The following is a 19739-nucleotide window of genomic DNA, read 5'->3' on the forward strand; positions in this document are numbered from 1 at the left end:
TCTGGACACGCGTTGCAGCCATGTTGCAGTGATCCACCCCGAGACCGGGACGGGGTCGCGAGGCCCTAGACCGCGGCAGGGACGTCGGGCGCACCCTCGGGCGAGGCGGGGCCGTTCCACGGGAACCCGCCGGGCCGCGTCGAGCCGTCGAGCGCCGCGCCGCCGGGGATGGCGCGCAGCCCCACCGGCCGGCGACGTCCGGGGGATCCGCCGGCGGGCGCGGCCCCGGGCGGCGGTGGCAGCGCCTGGCGGAGCTGGGTGCGCGAGGCGATGCCCAGCTTGGTGAAGACCTTGTGCAGGTGGTACTCGACGGTGCGCGGGCTGATGAACAGCCGGGCCGCGATCCCCTGGTTGGAGAGCCCACCCTGGGCGAGGCCGGCGATCTGGAGCTCCTGTGGGGTGAGCTCCGCGGTCGTCTCCACCGTCCGCCTGCGGGCGTGCTCGCCGGTGGCGAGGAGCTCGTGCTCGGCGCGGGCGGCGAAGGCCTCGGCGCCCATCGACACCAGCATGTCGTGGGCGATGCGCAGCTGCTCGCGTGCCTCCAGCCGCCGGCGCTCGCGGCGCAGCCACTCCCCGTGGAGGAGGTGGGCACGGGCCAGCTGCGGCGCCGCCCGGCTGCGGCCCAGGCGGTCGATCGCCTCGCGATAGAGCCGGTCGGCGGCGTCGCCGTCGCTGACCAGGGCGCGGGAGCGGGCCTCGAGGCCGAGCGCGCACTCCGTCCGGCTCGCCTGGGTCTGCTCGGTGAGCCGGGCCAGGGCCGCGGCCGCCAGCTCGGGCTCGCCGGCGCGCACCGCCGCCTCGACGTACTCGGGCAGCACCCGGACGGCGACCAGCCCCCCCTGCTCGCTCGCCTGCCGGGCGGCGGCCAGCGCGGCGGCGTAGTTGGCGCGGCCGTTCTCGAACACCGCGGTGGCGTACTCGGCGACGGTGATGAGCATCCCCTCACCCCGGGCCTCGGCATCCTCGACGCACGCCGCGATCAGCGCCGCGGTGTCGGCCCGTCCTCGCCAGGCGGCGAGCTTGAGGGCGCCGTAGCTGATCCGCGCGCCGCCGGTCGCGTCGGTGATGGCGGCCGCCTCCTCGATCAGGGACGCCGCCGTGGTGATCTCGCCAGCGTGGACGTGGATGCCGGCGAGGTGGTTGAGGGCGATCGGCAGGATGGTGAGGGCGCCGGCCTCGCGGGCCAGCTCGACCTCGCGGGTGGCGATGCAGTGGGTGGCGTCGTCGTCCCACAGGTCGGCGGCGGTGATCCAGGCGAGGCCGAGCCACCGGAGCTCGTCCTCCTCCTCGAACGCGCCCAGGGCCCGCCGCAGGAGGGGCACGCCGGCCGACCAGCCGTCGGTGAGCAGCGTCGCCAGGCAGTCGAGGAGGAGGTCGATGGTGCGCGGCGGGTCGGGGGCCGGCGGCGCCGCCCGGGCCGCCTCCGCGGCCTCCAGCACCCCGCGGCCGCGGCCGAGCCGGCCCGCGAACATCGCCGCCTCGAGCGCCTGCAGGTGGGTCTCGCGGGCGAGCAGCGGATCCAGGGACTCGAGCCGTTGGGCCGCCCGGATGAGCAGCGGCGGGGCGTCGCGGCCGCGGCTGGTGGCGAAGGCGATCTCGGCGCGCAGCCGCTCCAGCCGGGCACTCTGCAGCGGGTCGAGCGGCCCCACCTCGGCGAGGGACAGAAGGCCGAGGGCGGCGTCGTGCGCCCCCGCGCGCAGCTTGGCGCCGGCCGCGGCGAGCCTGCGCTCCGCCCGGCGGCCGGGATCGGCGGTCAGCGCGGCGGACCGCTCGAGAAAGGCCGCCGCCGCCGCCACGCCACCCCGGGCGTGCGCCTGTCCAGCGGAGCGCTCGAGATCGCCGGCGACCTCCTCGTCGGGCCCGACCGCCGCCTCGGCGCGATGCCAGGCACGGCGATCCGGGCTCAGCTCGGGATCGATCGCCTCGGCGAGAGCGCGATGGGCGCTGCGGCACTCCTCGGGCGTCGCCGCCTGCTGGACCGCCGAGCGCACCAGCGGGTGACGGAAGGTCACCTGGGTGCCGACGCGGAACAGCCCCTCGGCCTCGGCCGGGGTCGCGGCCTCAGAGCCGAGGCCCATCCGTTCGGCCGCGCTCCAGAGCAGCACCGGGTCGCCGGTGGGCTCGACGGCCGCGAGCACGAGGAGCCGGCGGGTGTCCGCGGGCAGCGCCTCGACCCGGCGCAGGAAGCAGCCCTCGATCCGGCCGGACAGCGGCTGCCGTGAGGTCAGCCCGAAGCCGCCGGCGAGCTCGGCGGAGGTCAGCCCGCGATGCAGCTCGAGGAGGGCGAGGGGGTTGCCCTGGGCCTCGGCGACGATGCGGTCGCGCACCTGCTCGTCGAGCCGCCCCGGGATCGCCGCGGCGATCAGCATGCGCGCGTCGGCGTCGGGCAGGCCGGTGAGCTCCAGCTCCGGGATCCCCGCGAACCTGGCCGGCGAGCTGTGGTCGCGCACCGCGAAGAGCAGGGCGACCGGCCCCGCGTGGAGGCGGCGGGCGACGAACGCCAGAACCTGCGCGGAGGCGTGGTCCAGCCAGTGGGCGTCCTCGACGACCCCGAGCAGGGGCCGGTCCTCGGCCACCTCGTGGAGCAGGCTGAGCACCGCCAGGCCGACCAGGAAGCGATCCGGTGCGGACCCGGCGGTCAGCCCGAGGGCGCCGCTGAGCGCGTCGCGCTGGGGGCCGGGAAGCCGGTGGAGCCGGCCGAGCATCTGTCCGCAGAGCTGGTGCAGCCCGGCGAAGGGGAGCTCCATCTCCGACTGCACCCCGGCGGCGCGGGCGATGCGGAAGCCCACCGCCGAGTCCATCGCGTAGCCGAGGAGGGCGGACTTGCCGATCCCGAGATCGCCCCGGATCACCAGGGCGGAGCTCTTCCCCGAGCGGGCCGCGGCGAGGCGCTCGTCGACCACCTCGCACTCGTGGCGCCGCCCCTGCAGTGTGACCATCGCTCCTCTCGACAGGGCCGGCTCCAGTGACCGTACCGTCGGTGCCCGAAGGATCGCCCACCCCGAGGGGTGAGGTCGCCGTTCACCCGAACGGCAGGTGTCCTCGTTCGTTTGGACCAGGGACCGGAGGCGTCAGCCGCGCCCGCGGATGGCGACCGCCACCCCGTAGGGGCTGCCGCCCGTCGCCACGGTGGCCACCACGCGGCGGGTTCGAGGGTCGACGACCGACACCGTGTTCGCCCCCTGGTCGGCGACGTAGATCGCGTCCCGTGTGGCGGCCACGCTGAAGGGGTCGGTGAGGAAGGGGCCGATGGAGATGGTGGCCGCGACCCGGCGGGTGTGGGTGTCGATGACGGCGAGGTCGCCGGGACCGGGGTCGGCGACGTACACGCAGCAGCCATCCGGGGCGGCGGCCACGTCGAACGGGCCGGTGCCCACGGGGATCCGCGCCGCCACCGTGCCGCCCCGGGTCTCGATGACCGCGACGTCGGCCGACAGCTCGTCGGCGACATAGACCGACCCGCCGTCGGGTGCGACCGCCACGCCCGCCGGGTAGCGGCCGGTCGCGACGGCGCGCCGGACCCGGTTCGTCCGGGTGTCGATCACCGACACGTCGCCGGACCCGCTGTTGGCGACGTAGACCGACCCTCCGTCGGGGGTGACGGCGACGCTCACCGGCTGGGTGCCGACCGGCACCGAGGCGACGACCCGGTCGCCTCGGGTGTCGACGACCGACACGGCGTTGGCGCCGCCGTCGGCGACGTAGAGGAGGCGGCCGTCTCGGCTCAGGGCCACGCCCCGGGGGCTGCTTCCGGCGGGGAGCGCAACCGTCGTGCGCACCGTCCTGGTGCGGGTGTCGAGCACCGCGACGGCGTTGTCGCCGCCCTCCGCGACGTAGGCGGATCCGCCGTCCGGGGACACCGCCACCGCCGTGGGCGAGGTGCCCACCGGCACGGTCGCGACCACCCGGTGGGTGCCGCCGTCGATGACCGACAGCGTGTTGTCGAGCTGGTTGGTGACGTAGATCGTGACCTCGGGAACCGCGGCACCGGCGGAACCGCATCCGGCCAGGAGCAGGCCGGTCCCCACCAGGGCCGCCGTCCGCGCGATGCTCACGTCAGCAGCGCCCGGCCGTACCAGTCCTGCGCATCCATCACCCCCGGCAGCGCGAAGAAGTAGCCGCCGCCGATCGGGCTGATGTACGGGACCAGCATCTCGTCCTCCAGCCGGGTCTGCATCGCGGTGTAGGTGCGCAGCTGCTGCTGGAAGCAGCAGAACGCGTGCCCCATGTCGGGGTTTCCCTCGACGTCGGGGCTGCGGTCGTACTGGAAGCTGCGACGCAGGATGGCGCTGGTGGCCGCGGCCTGCGGGGTCTGGGGATTGGCCAGGCGGATGTGACAGGTGAGCGGGGTGAGCAGGCCCTGGGGGTCGTTGGTGTAGATGGGGTCGAGGTTGTCCGATGCCGTCGGCGAGGTCGCGTACAGCGGCGCACCGCTGAGCCGGCGCCGGCCGAAGATCCGCTCCTGCTCCTCGACGGGGACGGTTCGCCACCGGTCGAGGAACATCCGGATGATCCGCAGCACCTGGTAGGTGCCGCCCGCGGTCCAGGCCGGCTCGGGGGGACCGGGCTGGACCCACACCTGCTGGTTCATCTGGGTGGCGTTGCTGGTGTCGGGGTTGGTGATGCCGTCCTTGAAGCCCATCCAGTCCCGCGGGATGCCGACCGGCCGCGGCGGGAACCTGAACCCGTCGACGCGCCAGCGCAGCCGCATGCGCCCGGCGGTGTGGGCGAGGATGTCGAGCATCGCGTGGCCGACGGTGTCGCGATGCCCGGCGCACAGCTGCACCAGCAGGTCGCCGTCGGAGATCGCCGGGTCGAGGCGGTCGTGGGCGAAGGCCCGCATCGTCTCGAGCTGCGCGGGCCGGCGCGGCCCCAGCCCGTAGCGGCCGTCGAACAGCGACGCGCCGAGCCCGAGGGTGACGGTGAGGTCGTCGGGCAGCACCGTGGGCCCGAGCAGCGCGTCGTCGGAGGGCGCCGCGCCCGGAGACGCCGGCGGCGGGGTGCCGCCCGCGGTCAGGAACGCCGCCCGCGCCGTGAGCGCGCGGAGCAGCTGGGTGAGCTCGCCGCGGCCGGCCGCGGTGACGTCGAAGGCGAGGAAGCTCGCGGCGGTCTGCGGCGGGGTGTCGATCCCCGCCTGGTGGGGGCCGTGGAACGGGACCGTCCGCAGCCCGGCCCGGGTCTCCTCCAGGTTGTACTGGTCCTGGCTGGCGGCCCGGGCCACGTCCCGGGCCGCCGTGCCCGCCGCCAGCGCGCCGGCGACACCGGCGACGCCCCGGAGGAAGGACCGCCGCGGCAGGAGGCGGGTCGGCACGCCACTCATGCCCACGTTCGCCTCGGCTACTGGACCAGCGCGGTGGTCCGCTGGTGGCAGCTGTCACACGAGAAGGCGACCACCCGCATCCCGACCTGCACGATCACGCCCTGGTCGGCTCCGCACCGGCCGCAGCAGACGAAGACGAGACGATGGTTGAGTGCCTCACGCGAGGTGAATTCCCGGTACCGCCGGATGGAGATGTCCTCCGCCGCGTCGGCGATGATCTGTGCAGTCCGCATCGGATGGTCCGCCTGTGTTCGGGTTCGATGCCTGCCATCCTGATCGGGGGTGTTTCAGCGACGTTGCACGGCGCACCGGATGTTCGCGTCGATGGGCGCGAACGCCTTCGGGGCCCGTGCCGCGCGCGGGCTGGCCGCCACCGGTGAGCAGGTGTGGCGCGGCCGAGGGTCGAGGCCGGTGGACTGGGGACTGCCCGGGGGGCACCCGGATGCGAGTCCCATCGCCGCGGCGGGAGCATGGTCCGCAGTTCAGCACCGACGACAGTCGGTCGCACATGGAGGTCCGACCGTGAGCAGTGTCGCAGCGGGATGCCTTGTCACCGTGCCCGGTCCGTCGATCGCTCGAGCGGCGGCGGACCACCGCCTGCGCCGGAGCGCGTGGCTCACCGACCGTGAGCTCCAGGAGAGGCGGCGGCGAGCGGTCCGCACCGTGGACGCCCTCCTCGAGACCGTCGAGGAGATCAATCTCGCCGGCCGAGGCCGCCAGCACGACCCGCTGATCCCCCATCGCCTGCGCCGGCTCGAGGCCGCGATCGGGCGGCCGGCCCCGCCGGGGGTGCACCGGGCGCGGAACAACCATCAGCTCCACGCCGCGCTGATGGACTGGCAGGAGGTGCTGCTCGACGAGGTCTGCCCCGCCCGCGAGCTGCATCGTGCCGTCGACGGCGAGCAGCTGGTGGAGTGGGCACGGGTGCCGTCCGCCTAGAGTTCCGGGCATGACAGAGCCCACCCTGGTGCTGCGGCCGGCCTTCAACAGCTACGTTCGCGCCTCCTTCGCCCTCAACCTCGTGGTCGTCGCCCTCCTGGTCTTCGAGCTCTTCGGGCACGCCTTCACACGGCCCGCGAACCTGTTCATGTGGATCGCGATGGCGGTGGTGTGCGTCGGGCTGCCGCTCTCCGGCTACCTCCGCAGCCGGCTGTCCGTCGATGCGACCCACCTGCGGACGGCGAACTGGCTGGGGACCCGGCGCGAGTACCCGAGACAGGCCATCCGCGGCATCGCCGTCGAGCGCTCCGGTGTCGCCTTCCTCGGACCCGCCGGTGAGCCGGTGCACCGGGTGTCCCGGGGGATGTGGCAGGACGAGCAGCTCGTCGAGCTCAGCCGCCACCTCGGGGTCCCGATCACGGGCCGGCGGCGCGACGCCGACGCACCGCTCTAGGGGGAGCGCGTCGGCGCTCAGAGCCTCTGGGAGGCCCCCGGTGACCGGCCCAGCCAGCCGGCGAGGCGGTCGTATGCCGGCGCGTCCTCGGGCACGGGCACCTCGGGCCCGAAGTGCTTGCCCTCGGCGGCGGTTCCCCGGAACTCGGGGCGGAGCATCGCCCGGGAGGAGGCCAGGGCGATCTCGGCGAGCACGGGGTCGAGCTCGCCGGTGCGCCCCCGCGCCGCCGCCACGTCCCATCCGTGGATCACCACCTCGATCCGGTGCACGCCGAGCGCGAACGCCGCCGGCACCGGGTGACCGCCGAAATCGCGGGTGCTCTCCAGAGCCCCAGGCGAGGACCAGGCGTCGAGCAGGCCGGCCGCGGCCTCGCGGTAGGCGGCGACCAGGTCGCCCTCCACGGGGTCGGACTGGCCCCGCTGCGGCGTGCCGCCCTCGGCGGAGACGCGCATCATCCGGATCGAGGCGACCAGGTGGCGCACCACCTCCGCGACGTCCCAGCCCGCACACGGCGTGGCCAGCGACCAGCCGTCGTCCCCCACCGACGCGATCACCCGGCCGGTCTGGGCCAGGGCCTGGTCGAGCGTCGCGACCTCGTCAGCCTCCGTGGTCACGGGTCTCTCCTCCTCCGTCGCCGTGGCCGTCATGCCGGCGGTGGCGCCCGTCCCCCGGTGGCCAGGCGATCAGCGGCCGTCCGATCTCCCCGATTGTGGCCGAACGGATCCTCGACCCGTCCCAGGCGCCAGCCGTGCTCGTCGCGCCTGATTGCTGATAAACTGGATCAGAATTATCAACTATGAGCCGAGAGGACCCATGTTCCGGTTTCCGAACCCGGTCGACGAGCACGCCGCCCGCACCGTCGCCCTGGGCGTCGTCGCGCTCTCGGTGCTGGTCCTCGCCACCGGCCAGCACTGGCTGCTGCTGCCCCTCGCCTACGGCTTCCTCGCCCGTGTCCTCACCGGACCGCGGCTCAGCCCGCTCGGCCTGCTCGCCACCCGCGTGGTGGTTCCCCGGCTGCCGATGACGCCCCGGCTCGTTCCCGGACCGCCGAAGCGCTTCGCCCAGGGGATCGGGCTGGCCTTCAGCGCCGCCGCCGCAGTGCTCGCCCTCGGCCTCGGCCTCGACCGGGCGGCGGACGCCGTCCTCCTCGCGCTGACCCTGGCGGCGAGCCTGGAGGCCTTCGCGGGCCTCTGCCTCGGCTGCAGGGTCTTCGCCCTGTTGATGCGCCTCGGGGTGATCCCCGGGGCGGTGTGCGAGGCGTGCAACGACCTCTCCGCCCGGCGGCTCGCGGCCTAGCTGCGCCGCGTACGGTGGGCAGATCCGGCCCGGGGGCGGCGCCGATCGCGACCGCGCCGTCGCGGTGAGGTGACCCCATCCCCCGCCCGGCCATTCCAGAATGGGCGCATGGCGATCCGGCGCGGCAGCGTGGTGAGCAGGGCGGTCGGCATGATCACCCGGCGCCCGACCGGCGATCCCCCCAACGCCGCGCACCCGGCATCGGTGCACACGACGCCCGGGGCGGTGGCCTGCTCGAATTCCGGCTGCGCGGCCGTGACCGGGCTCGCCTGCGCCTACCTCGACCGTCGCGGCCGGCGGTGTGACACCGCGTGGTGTCCCGAGCACCGCGCCGTCGTCGGCCGGGCGTCGTACTGCCGCCGGCACGCCGGCGTCGTCAACGCCATCGCCGCCGTGGGCGACTCCGCGGCGAGCGCACCCGATCTCGACAACCGTGCGGCGTCGCTGGTGATGTGGGTCGGCCGCGACCTCGAGGACCGGGTGCGGATGCTGGTGGAGCCACGTGCCGAGCAGACCGGGCTCGAGCTGGTCGACGACCCCATCCGCTTCGTGCACCGCGGACTGCAGCGTCCTCGCGCCTGGGTGCGCGGGTGGAAGCTCATCGACCAGACCGGCGTCCGCTACACCATCGCGGTCGCCGTCGAGGAGGACCGCCCCGACGAGGTCGTCATCCGCTCCGGTGTCCGTGAGCTGGCCCGGGCGGTCCCGCCGTGGATCAGCCGGAGGAGCCCGGCCGGTCCACCGGCGGCCGGCGACGACGCGCGCGAGCGCGCCGCCTTCTACGACTGGCTGGTGCAGGGGATCGCCGCGGAGCTCACCAGCTGGGTGTGACCAGGGGATCAGCGGCAGCGTGTTGACGCCGTCGATTGACCGAAACTCGGTGTCACCACTCCAGCGGCCTGCCCAGCAACGCCACCACGTCGATGCCCGGGGAGGACGCACCGCCGGCCTTCACCTCGATGCGCGCGGGGCGCTCGGCGGCCAGCCGGGCCACCACCGCCAGCGAGTCCTGCAGGTCGCGCTGCGAGTCGGTGTAGGCGCCGTGGAGCGCACCCTGGCGGAGCAGGATGACGCCGGTCTCGGTGCCGCCGGCGACCAGCACGGAGCCGTCGACCCCCTGCTCGTAGAGGTACTCGAGGAGCTGCTCGAAGTTGATGAAGCGGCCGAGCAGGCCGGTGAAGAGCGGCGCCGCGCTGAGCAGCTGGGCGAGCGCGACCACGGTCTCGCCGCTCAGGGCGATCACGTCGAGCAGCCCCTCGCCGCGCTCGACGCGCCCGCGCACCTGCTGGAAGGCGCCGTCGCCCTGGGTCCGCGTGCCGTCGCTGAAGAGCGCCTCGAGGACGTGTCCCTCGTGGACCAGGAGCACCCCGCCGAACCCGGTGCCGTCGAGGCGGACGTAGCCGGTGAGGGCGTCCGCGGCGAGCGTCCGCAGCAGCTTGGGGAAGTCGATGAAGGCGCTCTTCAGCCCGGCGTAGACCGGCCTGCCGGCGGGCAGTGGAGCGAGCCCGCCGAGCGGGGCCGCGTTGGGATTGCCGAGGACGGCGGGTGCCGCGGCGGCTCCGGCCGGACGGATGCCGACGGTGGGGGTCACGATCACGGTCTGGGTCGCCATGGTGTCTCCCGTGGTGGTCGTCGGCGGCGCGCCCGAACCCCAGGGGGCGGCGCTCGAGGTCACCCGCACCTCCGGCTCGGCGACCGCGGTCGCCGACGCCGAGCGGGCCGCCCTGACGCCGGCGTCGCGGGCCCGGACCGACGGCCGGTGCCGTTCCGCCTCGGCGAGCAGCGTGGAGACGGCCGCCCTGACCGTCTCCTCGGCGGGAAGCTGGGCGCGGGGCTGGAAGGTGAACTGTCCGTGGGTCCACGCGAGCGCGGCGATCACCGCCGCCTCGCCCTGGCCCAGGTCACCGGCGGCATGGAAGAGATGGCCGAACAGGAAGTGGAGCGAGCAGCGGGCCTCCCCGGACACCACCGAGAGGGTCCCGGTGGCACGCTCGGACTGCAGCGTCTCGAGCAACGAGCCGAGGCTGTTCTGGGCGAGCGAACCCTGCGTCCACACCCGGGTCTCCTCCTTGCAGTGGTCGATGGGCCCGCGGGTGAGTTGCGGCCAGTCCTCGCGCGTTCAGCGCGCGCCGTTCCACCGCCCTGTGGTGAGCCGTCACGATTGTGCCGGAGCCGCACCGCCTTGCCTAGGCTTGATTTTTCAGTGGCGGTGAGGTAAGAGGTTTCGGCGCTCACCGTTCCACGTTGCTGCCAACTGCGCGCCGGCGGTGCAGTCGATGCAATTGAGCTGACGGCGATCGCCCGGACCGCACGGCGGCGGCCGGCGGGTGGCGGCTATCGTGGCCCTCACCACCAAGGAGGCCATGCATGCGCGTCACCCGCGTCCGACCCGAGAGCCAGCTCGGTGATCCGGAGAGGTTCCACGGCACCGTCTGGATCGACCAGATCGCGGTGGCCACGGCCCCGTCACGGATCGTGTCCAACAGCGTCCACTTCACCCCCGGAGCCCGGACCGCGTGGCACACGCACCCGTTCGGCCAGGTGCTCCACGTCGTCGAGGGCGCCGGACGCGTCGGTGAGCGCGGCGGCGCCGTCCACGAGGTCCGCGCCGGCGACACCGTCATCACCGAGGCCGGCGAGTGCCACTGGCACGGCGCCGCGCCGCATCAGTTCATGACCCACATCGGCATCACCGAGCTCGACGAGGCGGGGAGCACCGCCGACTGGGGAGCCCAGGTGACCGACGCGGAGTACCTCGGCACCGCCGGGTAGCCACCCGGGCGGGGCCGGCGCCGGCCGGCCGGCGCCGTGGAAGCCGCGCGACGGGATACCCTCGACGGCTCGTGATCGAGCACCGCGGCGACGTCCTCTTCCTGCCGGCCGATCCTCCGCGCCTGGGGGCGTTCGCCCTGTGGCACCCGCCCCCCCAGGGCGCCGGCACCGCCTCGACCGTCGGAGTGGTCCACCCCGACTCCGGCCAGCTGCGAAGCCGATCGGTGCCGGCGCGGCACCTGCCCGTCGCCGACGCCCTCCCCTGGCTCGCCGGTCTCGGCGAGCACGAGGCCGTCGCCCCGAGCCAGCTCGCCTGGGCGGCGGCGGTGCAGGCGGCGGTGGCGCTGGTCGCCCAGGGACGCCTCCGCCCCGGGGTGACCCCGCGCGGCTTCGGAGCCTGGTTCGTCGGCCCCCTCGACTCCGCCGACGAGGCCTGGCTCGACCGGCTCGCCCGCGCCTTCCCCGCGCTCGCCCACGCCGCCCCCCTGGCCACCGACGTCGCCCGCCTGCGCAGCCCGCGCCACCTGATCACGGAGTGCTGGGACGCCGTCGCCGACGCCCTGGTGCGCACCGCCGGGGCCCTGCAGGTCTGCGCCGAGCCCTCGCTCGCCAGCCGGGTGCCGGTCAGCGCGGAGCACCTGCGGCCCTGGCTGGAGAGCGTGGCCCAGGTGCAGCCGCTGGCGGTCGCCGCCGGGCTCCGCGTGGTCCTCCCCGACGAGCCCGGCGTCCCCGCCGCCATCGTCCTGCAGCTGCGGCGCCGGGACGATCCCGCGGTCGTGATCGACGCCGCCAACCTCCGCACCGCGCCGCCCGCCCTGCGGAGGCGGCTGGCCGCCGCGGAGCTGGACATCGAGCTCGCCCTCCACCGGGGCGCCCGCCGCTGGCCGCCGCTGGCACGCCTGGCCTGGCCCTCCGGCGACGGCCGCACCGAGCTGTCCGACGACGAGCTGGGCTCGCTGCTCGAGGCCGCGGACACCCTCACCGGCCTCGGGGTCGAGGTGCAGTGGCCCGCCTCGCTCTCCGAGCGCACCCTGTCGCTCCGCGCCGTGGTGGGCCGTGGCGACCCCCTGGAGCTGCGCGGGCCGGAGGGCTTCAGCCTCGACGGCCTCCTCGACTTCCGGTGGGAGCTGACCCTCGGGGGCACCACCCTCACCCTCGAGGAGATGGACGCGCTCGCCGAGGGGCGGCGCGCCATCGTCCGGCTGCGGGACGGCTGGGCGGTCGCCGATCCGCATCTGGTCGACCGGCTGCGGCAGCGACCCACCGAGGTGCTGCGTCCCGGCGACGCGCTCGCGGTTGCCCTCACCGGCACCCTGGAGGTCGGCGGCGCGATCGTCACCGCCCGGGCCGAGGGCGAGCTGGAGCGCCTCGGCCGGCGTCTCGCCGAGGTCGCGGCCCCGCAGGAGGCGGCCGAGCCGGAGGGCCTCCACGCCACCCTGCGCGGCTACCAGCGCCGCGGGCTGGCCTGGCTGCTGGCGATGTGCGAGCTGGGGATGGGCGGCTGCCTGGCGGACGACATGGGGCTGGGCAAGACCATCCAGGTCATCTCCCTCCACCTCGCCCGCGGTCGCGGCCCGATGCTGGTCGTCTGCCCGGCGTCGCTGCTCGGCAACTGGGCGCGCGAGCTGAGCGGGTTCGCTCCGTCGGTCCCGGTCCGCCGCTACCACGGCGACGGGCGGCACCTCGACGGGCTGGCGGCCACCGAGGTGGTGCTCGTCACCTACGGCGTCGCCCGCCGCGACCGGGCCGCCCTGGCCACGGTGCGATGGGACCTGGTGGTCGCCGACGAGGCCCAGCACATGAAGAACCCGCACTCGCGGACCGCCCGCGAGCTCCGCGGCATCCCCTCGCGGGCGCGGGTGGCGCTCACCGGCACCCCGGTCGAGAACCGCCTCCTCGACCTCTGGTCGATCCTCGACTGGACGACGCCGGGCCTGCTCGGCCCGCTCGAGACCTTCCGGCGCCGGATCGCCGCCCCGATCGAGCAGGAGGGCGACGCCGCCGCCGCCGAGCGCCTCGGCCGCATGGTCCGCCCCTTCCTGCTCCGCCGCACCAAGCGCGACCCGGACATCGCCCCTGAGCTGCCGCCGAAGACGGAGCTCGACGTGATCGTCCCGCTCACCCCCGAGCAGGCCAGCCTCTACGAGGCGGTGGTCCGCGAGGCCCTGGCTCGCATCCGGAGCACCGCGGGGATCCAGCGGCGCGGGCTCGTCCTCGAGCTCCTCACCGGCCTCAAGCAGATCTGCAACCACCCCGCGCAGTACCTGCGGGAGACCACCCCCCTGCGCGGCCGGTCGGGCAAGCTCGAGGCCCTCGACGAGCTCGTCGAGGTCATCGTCGCCGAGGGCGAGTCGGTGCTCGTGTTCACCCAGTACGTGGCCATGGCCCGCCTTCTCGAGGCGCACCTCGCCGAGCAGGGCATCGGCACCCTCTTCCTCCACGGCGGGGTCGAGGCGCGGCGGCGGGACACGCTGGTGCGGCGCTTCCAGGACGGCGAGGTGCCCGTGTTCCTGCTCTCGCTCCGTGCCGGCGGCGTGGGCCTCAACCTCACCCGCGCCACCCACGTGGTGCACTACGACCGGTGGTGGAACCCGGCGGTCGAGGACCAGGCGACCGACCGCGCCCACCGGATCGGCCAGGACCGGCCGGTGCAGGTGCACCGCCTGGTGGCCGAGGGCACCGTCGAGGACCGCATCGCCACCCTGCTCCAGTCCAAGCGCCGGCTGGCCGAGAGCGTCGTCGGCTCCGGCGAGGCCTGGCTCACCGAGCTGTCCACCGACGAGCTCGCCGACCTCGTCGCGCTGCAGCAGACGCCGTGAGCCGGCCTCGCGGGCTGCGGGCCCGCGCCGTGGTCGAGCCCGGCACCGCGGTGGGCGTCTCGGTCCTGGGGGCGGCGTGGCTGGCGAGCCTGGAGAGCCCGCGGCAGCGGGCCCGGCAGGCGGCCGGGGAGGGACGGCGGCTGGCCGAGAGCGGGGCGGTGGGCGTGCTCACCTGGGAGCCCGGGCGCGTGTCCGCCCGGGTCGAGGCCGAGGAGGGCGGGATCCACCCGGTGGCGATCCGTGTCGAGCGCCTCGGGCTGCCGGTCTGGCGGGGCCTGGTCGGGGCGATGGCCAGGGACCCGCGGCTGCTCGCCGCGGTCCTCGACGGCGAGCTGCCCGACGAGCTGGTCACCGCCGCGGGCGGCGTCCACGGGCTGGTACCGGCGCCGACCGAGGTGCGGATCACCTGCGACTGCTCCCCGGGACCCGGCCTCTGCGACCACGCCGCCGCGGTGTGGTACGTCGCCGCCCACGCCATCGACCTCCGGCCGGCCCAGCTGCTCGAGCTCCGCAGCTTCGACAGCGACCTCACCGGCGCGGTGCACCGGCGGGTGCAGCGCAACCGCACCCGGGCGGCGCGCAGCGCCCACGATCCCGGCGTCGACCCGGTCGCGGCCTTCGCGCGCGTGCCCGACCCGCTGCCGCCACGGCTCGCGCTGCCGGTGCGGCCGGGGACGCCGGAATCGCTGCCGGCACGACCGCCCGCGGGGGTGAGGATCCGCCCCGAGGACGTCCTGGGGCTCGCCGCCGACGCCGCGCGCCGCGCCTGGGAGCTCGGGATGGGCACCGGCGACGGCGGCCTGGGGCTCGACGCGGACACCGACCTGGCCCGGCGCGTCGCCCCGCTGGTGGACGACCATCCCCGGCTGATCGCGCTCGCCAACGCCACCGACCGCGACCCGTGGTCACTGGCCCGGCTGGGACTTGCCTGGCGCGCCGGGGGGGCGGCTGCGGTCGACCTCCTCCTCCACCCCTGGTCGCCACCCCCGGAGTGGCTGGCACCGGCGGCGGCGGCCCTCGGCGGGCTGGGCTCGGTGCGCTGCCGGCACAACCGGGTCACCGCCGAGACGAGCGGGGTGCAGCTGCGGCTGGGCCGGGATCGGCGCTGGTCGCTCCTCGAGCGTGAGGGCGACACCTGGGTGCTCCGCGAGCCGGCCCGGGCCGATCCCGTGGACGCGCTGCGGGCGGTGCGGCTGGCGGTGCTGCCGGTCGCCGTGGTCGACCCCGAGCCGGCGGCCGCCGGAGACGGGGGCGACGCGGCACAGCTCCGACTTCCGCTCTGACGCGGCGCCCGGCGGTCACCTCCCGTATCAGAGGGCGGCGGGGCGGTTCTCCTCGATGACGGCGCGCGCCTGGCGACGCAGCCGGTCGACGTTCTCGGCCGCGGTCGAGGCGAGGATGCTCATGCTGGTCTGCCGCATCGGCGACGAGTGCAGGCGCTCGGCCTGGTCGAGGTCGGCGGCGACGGCCGGGGCCACCCGGCGGAGCACGGTGCGCTCGCCGCTGGAGAGCGCGGAGATCGACAGTCGGGTGCGGGGGATCTCGGGCCGCTGGACGATCAGGGGCTGACGGGGGGCCTGGGGACGGTCCCACAGCGGGGTGCCCATCACCGGCACGGCGCCGGGCCGGCCGTAGCCGTTGATGACGTCCTGGATGAGGGGATACCGCTCGACTCGATTTGTCATCGTTCTCCTGTTGGGTGCGGCCTCAGCATACGCTCCCCCCTGGTACCGGACACCGACGGCGCCGTACGCACGTGGTTCCAATGGCTCTCGGTCGATCGGCGTCCCCGGTAACGGGCCGGCTCACACGGAGGCAACATCGTGGACTTCAGGCTCGAGCTCATCGTGGTCCCCGTCTCGGACGTGGACCGCGCGAAGGCGTTCTACATCGACCAGGCCGGCTTCGGTCTCGACGTCGACCACAGCGCCGGCGAGGACTTCCGCGTCGTTCAGCTGACCCCGCCGGGCTCGGCGTGCTCGATCGCGCTGATGAGGAACAGGGAGTCGCCGGGCTCGCTCCAGGGGCTGCACCTGGTCGTCACCGACATCGACGCGGCCCGCGCCGAGCTCGTCGAACGCGGGACGGATGCCGGCGAGATCTACCACTTCGGGGCGGGCGGTCAGACGCCGGGGCCGGATCCGGAGCGCCGCGACCACAACTCCTTCCTCTCCTTCAGCGACCCCGACGGCAACGGCTGGCTCGTCCAGGAGGTCAGGAGGGTGCGGCCGGAGACCGGGGCGCGCTAGCGTGGCGCGATCGCGGAGCGGGTCGGAGGTGGTCGGCATGTGGTCCATCGGTCAGCTGTGGCGCTATCCCACCAAGTCGATGCTCGGCGAGCAGGTCGACAGCGTCACCCTCGGCGAGAACGGGGTGGCGGGCGACCGGGCGTACGCGCTGCTCGACGTCGCCACCGGCCGGATCGTGAGCGCCAAGCGGCCGGCGCACTTCGGGCGGCTCCTGGACTGCCGCGCGACCACCGCCGCCGGCGGCGGGCCATCCGAGGCGATGGTCACCCTCCCCGACGGCTCGGTCCTGAGGATGGACGACCCCGAGACCGAGCGGCGGTTGACCGCGCTGCTGGGGCGGGAGGTGCGGGTGGTCACCACCGCACCCGACGTCGCCACCTACGAGATGATGTTCCCCGACGTGGAGGGGGCCGCGCCCGAGGAGTTCGCCGCGATGACGGACATCGCCGAGCGGGATGCGGAGGGACCGGTCTCCGCGGTCGCCGTGGGGCTGTTCGCTCCGGGGACGTTCGTCGACGTGAGCCCGCTGCATGTCGTCGCCGCCAGCACCCTGGCGCAGCTCGCCGGTCTCGACCCCTCGACCGTCTGGGACGTTCGCCGCTTCCGTCCGAACATCGTGATCGACGGCGAGTCGGCGGAGCCGTTCGTCGAGAACGGCTGGATGGGCTGTGAGGTGGCGATCGGTGACGAGGTCGTTCTCCAGATGGGTCCGTCCACGCCGCGGTGCGTGATGACGACGCTCGCGCAGCCGGGGCTGGAGCGGGACCTCTCGGTCCTGCGGACCCTCGCGCAGAGGAACCGCCAGGAGATCCCGGAGTACGGGCGGTGGGCGTGCCTCGGCACCTACGCGAGCGTCGAGCGCGGCGGCACCGTGCGCGTCGGCGACCGTGTCGAGGTCGGAGCGCCGGTGGGCTGACGGGTGTCGAGAGGTCGAGACGATCGTCGAGATCCGGTGGCCGGGGCGAGGTGATGGGTGGCCTGCTGGCGCTCGTCGGGGGAGGCGAGTTCATGCCGGGCAACGAGGACTGTGACCGGGCCCTGCTCGCCGCGGCGCGCCCGGGTCCACGGTTCGTGGTGCCGACGGCGGCCGCCCGGCAGGGACCGGAGCGTGCCCTCGAGACCGCGCGCCGGTGGTTCCTGCGCCTGGGAGCGGAGATCGAGGTGCTTCCGGTGCTGCGCCGGCGCGACGCCCAGGATCCGGAGCTGGCCGGGCGCGCCGCCGGGGCGGGCCTCGTCTACATCTGCGGCGGCGACCCCGGCCTGCTCCTCGACGTCCTCGAGGGATCGCCGGTCTGGGACGGGGTGCGGACCGCCTGGGCGGCGGGCGCCTCGCTGGCCGGCTCCTCGGCGGGGGCGATGGCGCTGGCCCGCACCATGCTGGTCCGCGCCGCCTGGCCCGACCGGTCGCGGCGGCGGGCGCGCCCGGCCCTCGGCCTCGCCCCGGTCGACGCCGTGCTGCCGCACTTCGACGGCTTCGGCGCCACCTGGGTCGACTCGGCGCTCGCCGGGATGCCGGGTGATCCACTGCTCCTCGGCGTCGACGAGCGCACCGCGGCGCTCTGCGACGGCGGGCGGTGGACGGTGATGGGCCCGGGGACGGTGACGGTGATCCGCCACGCCGGGCGTCAGGCCTTCGGACCCGGGGAGACGCTCCCTCTCGAGGCGCCGTAGCCGGACCGGGCGGCCGGCGCCTCCGCCGGGGTCCGGGGGCTCTCTCCCGACTGTCAGACTTGGGGGGAGGATCGCGCATGACCGAGGAGGACGACGGTGCTACGTGCCCTGCTCCTCGCCCCGCCCGGGGCGGGCAAGGGGACACAGGGGGAGCGGCTCGCGCAGGTGTACGGCGTCCCCCACCTCGCCACCGGTGACCTGCTGCGCCGGCACGTGGCCGAGGCCACTCCGCTGGGCTCGGAGGCCAAGGCGTTCATGGACCGCGGCGAGCTGGTCCCCGACCGCCTGGTGGTCGACGTCATCGTCGACCGCATCGCCGGGCCGAAGCCCCTGGCAGGGTTCGTCCTCGACGGGTTTCCCCGGACCCTGGCGCAGGCCAGGCAGTCCTACGACTGGGGACGGCTGAGGGGCCGGACCTTCCACGCGGTCATCTCGCTCCAGGTGCCCGAGGACGAGCTGGTCCGCCGGCTGCTGGAGCGGGGGCGGAGGTCGGGCCGCACCGACGACACCGACACCACCATCCGGCACCGGCTCGCCGTCTACGCGGAGCACACCGCCCCGCTCCTCGACTTCTACCGGGGACGGGACATCCTGGTCGAGGTCGACGGCACCGGGCCGGTGGCCGAGGTCACCGCCCGCATCCGCGACGCCCTCAGCCCACTCCAGCTGCCGGCGACGCGCACCGTCCACCACGTCAGCCAGTCCAACCCCCGGGGACCGTCGCAGCGCGACGTGCCCGCCCTCCTGCGACGGATGGCGGACACGATCGAGAAGCTCCGGCCGGCCAAGGTGCACGACGTCACCTTCGGGACGGAGACGACCGAGGACGGTCCCTGGCACCACCTCACCGTCTACTTCCATCCCAGCGAGCCGGACTGACGCTCTCAATCAGGCGATTGCCGGCCGGCGGTCGAGGTGTCGGCGGCCTGATTGCAGTCACAGGCGACTCAGCTGGCGCCCTGCCGGCCGGATTCTGACATTATCGTCGCAAATCGGTATACTCATCACAATAACCATCCCTGACAACGCGCCAAACGCGAAGCCGCGGGCACGTCCTGGCAGTCGGCAATCAGCCGCCGCCGGCGCGGAGATGCGCCTCGACAGTCACACATGATCTGCGTGTGGTCGAATCCAGCGCACTCACGGATGTTGGAGATCGCAGACCTCATGAGATCCATGCGCGACGCGCGGAGGGTCGGCGGCGTGCTCGCACTCGCCGTGGCCACTCTGCTCTGGACACCGCTCGCGGTGAGCGCCGCCACGGCGCCGACGCTGGGCACGGACACGAGCTTCGCGGTCCTGGGTGGCAGCACGGTCACCAACACCGGTCCCACCAGCATCACCGGAGACCTCGGACTGTCGCCGGGCAGCGCGGTGACCGGCTTCCCGCCGGGAGCGCTGAACGGAGCGTCGCACATCGACGACGCGGTCAGCGTCCAGGCCAAGTCGGACCTGACCACCGCCTACAACACCGCGGCGGGGCAGCCGTGCACGGCCACGTTGACCGGCGACCTCGGGGGCCGGACCCTCACCCCGGGCGTGTACTGCTATCCCTCGGCGGCGCAGCTGACCGGAACCCTCACGCTCGACGGCGGCGGCGATCCCAACTCGCTCTTCCTCTTCAAGGTCGGGAGCACGCTCACCACCGCCTCCAGCTCGAGGGTCGCCCTCGTCAACGGAGGCCCGTGCGGCGTGTTCTGGCAGATCGGCAGCTCGGCGACCCTCGGCACCGACACGGTCTTCGTGGGGACGATGCTCGTCAACACCAGCATCACCCTGAACACACGGGCCGGCATCCTCCCGGGGCGGGCCCTCACCCAGACCGGTGCGGTGACCCTGGACAGCAACCACATCACCCGGCCGCCGGACGTCTGCACCACGCCCAGCACGTCGAGCACGACGTCGCTCACCTCCTCGCCGAGCTCGTCGACCACCGGCGAGCCGATCGTGCTCAGCACCACGGTGACGTCCGGCGGCGCCGGGACCCCGACCGGGACGGTCAGGTTCGAGGACGGCACCACCCTCCTCGGCACCACCCCGCTCGACAGCGGCGGCCGGGCCACGCTGACCACGAAGGCCCTGACCGCCGGGCGGCACACGGTCACCGCGCTCTACTCGGGATCGACCAGCACCCTGACCAGCGTCTCCTCACCGTTGGTCCAGACGGTGACGGGCTCGGGCTCGGCAACCGCGAACGCACTGCGAACCCCCCAGGTCGG

19 protein-coding genes are annotated in these 19739 nt (G+C 74.7%); 12 read left to right on the top strand and 7 right to left on the bottom strand.

Annotation, left to right across the window (positions count from 1 at the left end; genetic code table 11):
- Positions 1–65: 65 nt before the first annotated feature.
- The 4 genes from VGL20_20555 to VGL20_20570 form a co-directional block, all read right to left on the bottom strand.
- Entirely contained in the window at positions 66–2939 is a 2874-nt protein-coding gene (locus VGL20_20555) for an AAA family ATPase (GenBank protein ID HEY2706080.1), read from the bottom strand.
- A gap of 132 nt (positions 2940–3071) precedes the next feature.
- Positions 3072–4055 (bottom strand): beta-propeller fold lactonase family protein, encoded by a 984-nt coding sequence (locus VGL20_20560; GenBank protein HEY2706081.1) that lies wholly within the window; start codon positions 4053–4055, stop codon positions 3072–3074.
- Positions 4052–5320: a Dyp-type peroxidase gene (locus VGL20_20565; GenBank protein HEY2706082.1), complete on the bottom strand. Its 1269-nt coding sequence runs from the start codon at positions 5318–5320 to the stop codon at positions 4052–4054. The genes VGL20_20560 and VGL20_20565 overlap by 4 nt, the downstream gene beginning before the upstream one ends.
- A 17-nt stretch (positions 5321–5337) precedes the next feature.
- Positions 5338–5553, bottom strand: coding sequence for a hypothetical protein (locus tag VGL20_20570; protein ID HEY2706083.1), 216 nt, complete (start codon positions 5551–5553; stop codon positions 5338–5340).
- A gap of 289 nt (positions 5554–5842) precedes the next feature.
- On the opposite strand from VGL20_20570, the gene VGL20_20575 reads away from it, so the two are divergent.
- Positions 5843–6259 carry a hypothetical protein gene (locus VGL20_20575; protein ID HEY2706084.1) on the top strand — a complete coding sequence of 139 codons (417 nt, stop codon included), beginning with the start codon at positions 5843–5845 and terminating at the stop codon, positions 6257–6259.
- Positions 6260–6269: 10 nt separating this feature from the next.
- Complete coding sequence (locus tag VGL20_20580) at positions 6270–6713, top strand: hypothetical protein (protein HEY2706085.1); 444 nt, start codon at positions 6270–6272, stop codon at positions 6711–6713.
- A 17-nt stretch (positions 6714–6730) separates the two neighbouring features.
- Here the strand turns inward: VGL20_20580 and VGL20_20585 are convergent, their stop codons facing one another.
- Entirely contained in the window at positions 6731–7327 is a 597-nt protein-coding gene (locus tag VGL20_20585) for a TIGR03086 family metal-binding protein (GenBank protein HEY2706086.1), read from the bottom strand.
- A gap of 199 nt (positions 7328–7526) precedes the next feature.
- Here VGL20_20585 and VGL20_20590 point away from each other — a divergent pair, with 199 nt between their 5' ends.
- Together VGL20_20590 and VGL20_20595 are read left to right on the top strand one after the other, a co-directional pair.
- A complete protein-coding gene (locus VGL20_20590) occupies positions 7527–8009 on the top strand; it encodes a DUF4395 domain-containing protein (protein ID HEY2706087.1) in 483 nt (160 codons plus the stop codon).
- Between the two features lie 108 nt (positions 8010–8117).
- A complete protein-coding gene (locus VGL20_20595) occupies positions 8118–8840 on the top strand; it encodes a hypothetical protein (protein ID HEY2706088.1) in 723 nt (240 codons plus the stop codon).
- 52 nt (positions 8841–8892) lie between these two features.
- Here the strand turns inward: VGL20_20595 and VGL20_20600 are convergent, their stop codons facing one another.
- The gene (locus VGL20_20600; protein ID HEY2706089.1) at positions 8893–10065 is read right to left on the bottom strand and encodes a DUF4388 domain-containing protein; all 1173 of its coding nucleotides are present in this window, start codon (positions 10063–10065) and stop codon (positions 8893–8895) included.
- 311 nt (positions 10066–10376) lie between these two features.
- Between VGL20_20600 and VGL20_20605 the strand changes: the two genes are divergently transcribed.
- The 3 genes from VGL20_20605 (at position 10377) to VGL20_20615 (ending at position 14883) form a co-directional block, all read left to right on the top strand.
- Positions 10377–10781: a cupin domain-containing protein gene (locus VGL20_20605; GenBank protein ID HEY2706090.1), complete on the top strand. Its 405-nt coding sequence runs from the start codon at positions 10377–10379 to the stop codon at positions 10779–10781.
- A gap of 71 nt (positions 10782–10852) precedes the next feature.
- The gene (locus tag VGL20_20610) at positions 10853–13600 is read left to right on the top strand and encodes a DEAD/DEAH box helicase (GenBank protein ID HEY2706091.1); all 2748 of its coding nucleotides are present in this window, start codon (positions 10853–10855) and stop codon (positions 13598–13600) included.
- Entirely contained in the window at positions 13597–14883 is a 1287-nt protein-coding gene (locus tag VGL20_20615; GenBank protein HEY2706092.1) for a hypothetical protein, read from the top strand. Before VGL20_20610 ends, VGL20_20615 begins: the two co-directional genes overlap by 4 nt.
- Before the next feature lie 27 nt (positions 14884–14910).
- On the opposite strand, the gene VGL20_20620 is transcribed toward VGL20_20615, so the two are convergent.
- On the bottom strand, positions 14911–15285 hold the full coding sequence (locus VGL20_20620) for a hypothetical protein (GenBank protein HEY2706093.1): 375 nt from the start codon (positions 15283–15285) through the stop codon (positions 14911–14913).
- A 138-nt stretch (positions 15286–15423) separates the two neighbouring features.
- Here VGL20_20620 and VGL20_20625 point away from each other — a divergent pair, with 138 nt between their 5' ends.
- The 5 genes from VGL20_20625 to VGL20_20645 all read left to right on the top strand — a co-directional run.
- A complete protein-coding gene (locus VGL20_20625) occupies positions 15424–15849 on the top strand; it encodes a VOC family protein (GenBank protein ID HEY2706094.1) in 426 nt (141 codons plus the stop codon).
- A 37-nt stretch (positions 15850–15886) separates the two neighbouring features.
- Positions 15887–16765: an MOSC domain-containing protein gene (locus tag VGL20_20630; protein HEY2706095.1), complete on the top strand. Its 879-nt coding sequence runs from the start codon at positions 15887–15889 to the stop codon at positions 16763–16765.
- A gap of 53 nt (positions 16766–16818) precedes the next feature.
- Complete coding sequence (locus tag VGL20_20635; GenBank protein HEY2706096.1) at positions 16819–17520, top strand: Type 1 glutamine amidotransferase-like domain-containing protein; 702 nt, start codon at positions 16819–16821, stop codon at positions 17518–17520.
- 96 nt (positions 17521–17616) lie between these two features.
- A complete protein-coding gene (locus VGL20_20640; protein HEY2706097.1) occupies positions 17617–18399 on the top strand; it encodes an adenylate kinase in 783 nt (260 codons plus the stop codon).
- Positions 18400–18723: 324 nt separating this feature from the next.
- Positions 18724–19739: ice-binding family protein (locus tag VGL20_20645; protein HEY2706098.1), on the top strand; the 1016-nt coding region annotated here is incomplete at its 3' end.

The organism is Candidatus Dormiibacterota bacterium, from assembly GCA_036495095.1.
Taxonomy (GTDB): domain Bacteria; phylum Chloroflexota; class Dormibacteria; order Aeolococcales; family Aeolococcaceae; genus CF-96.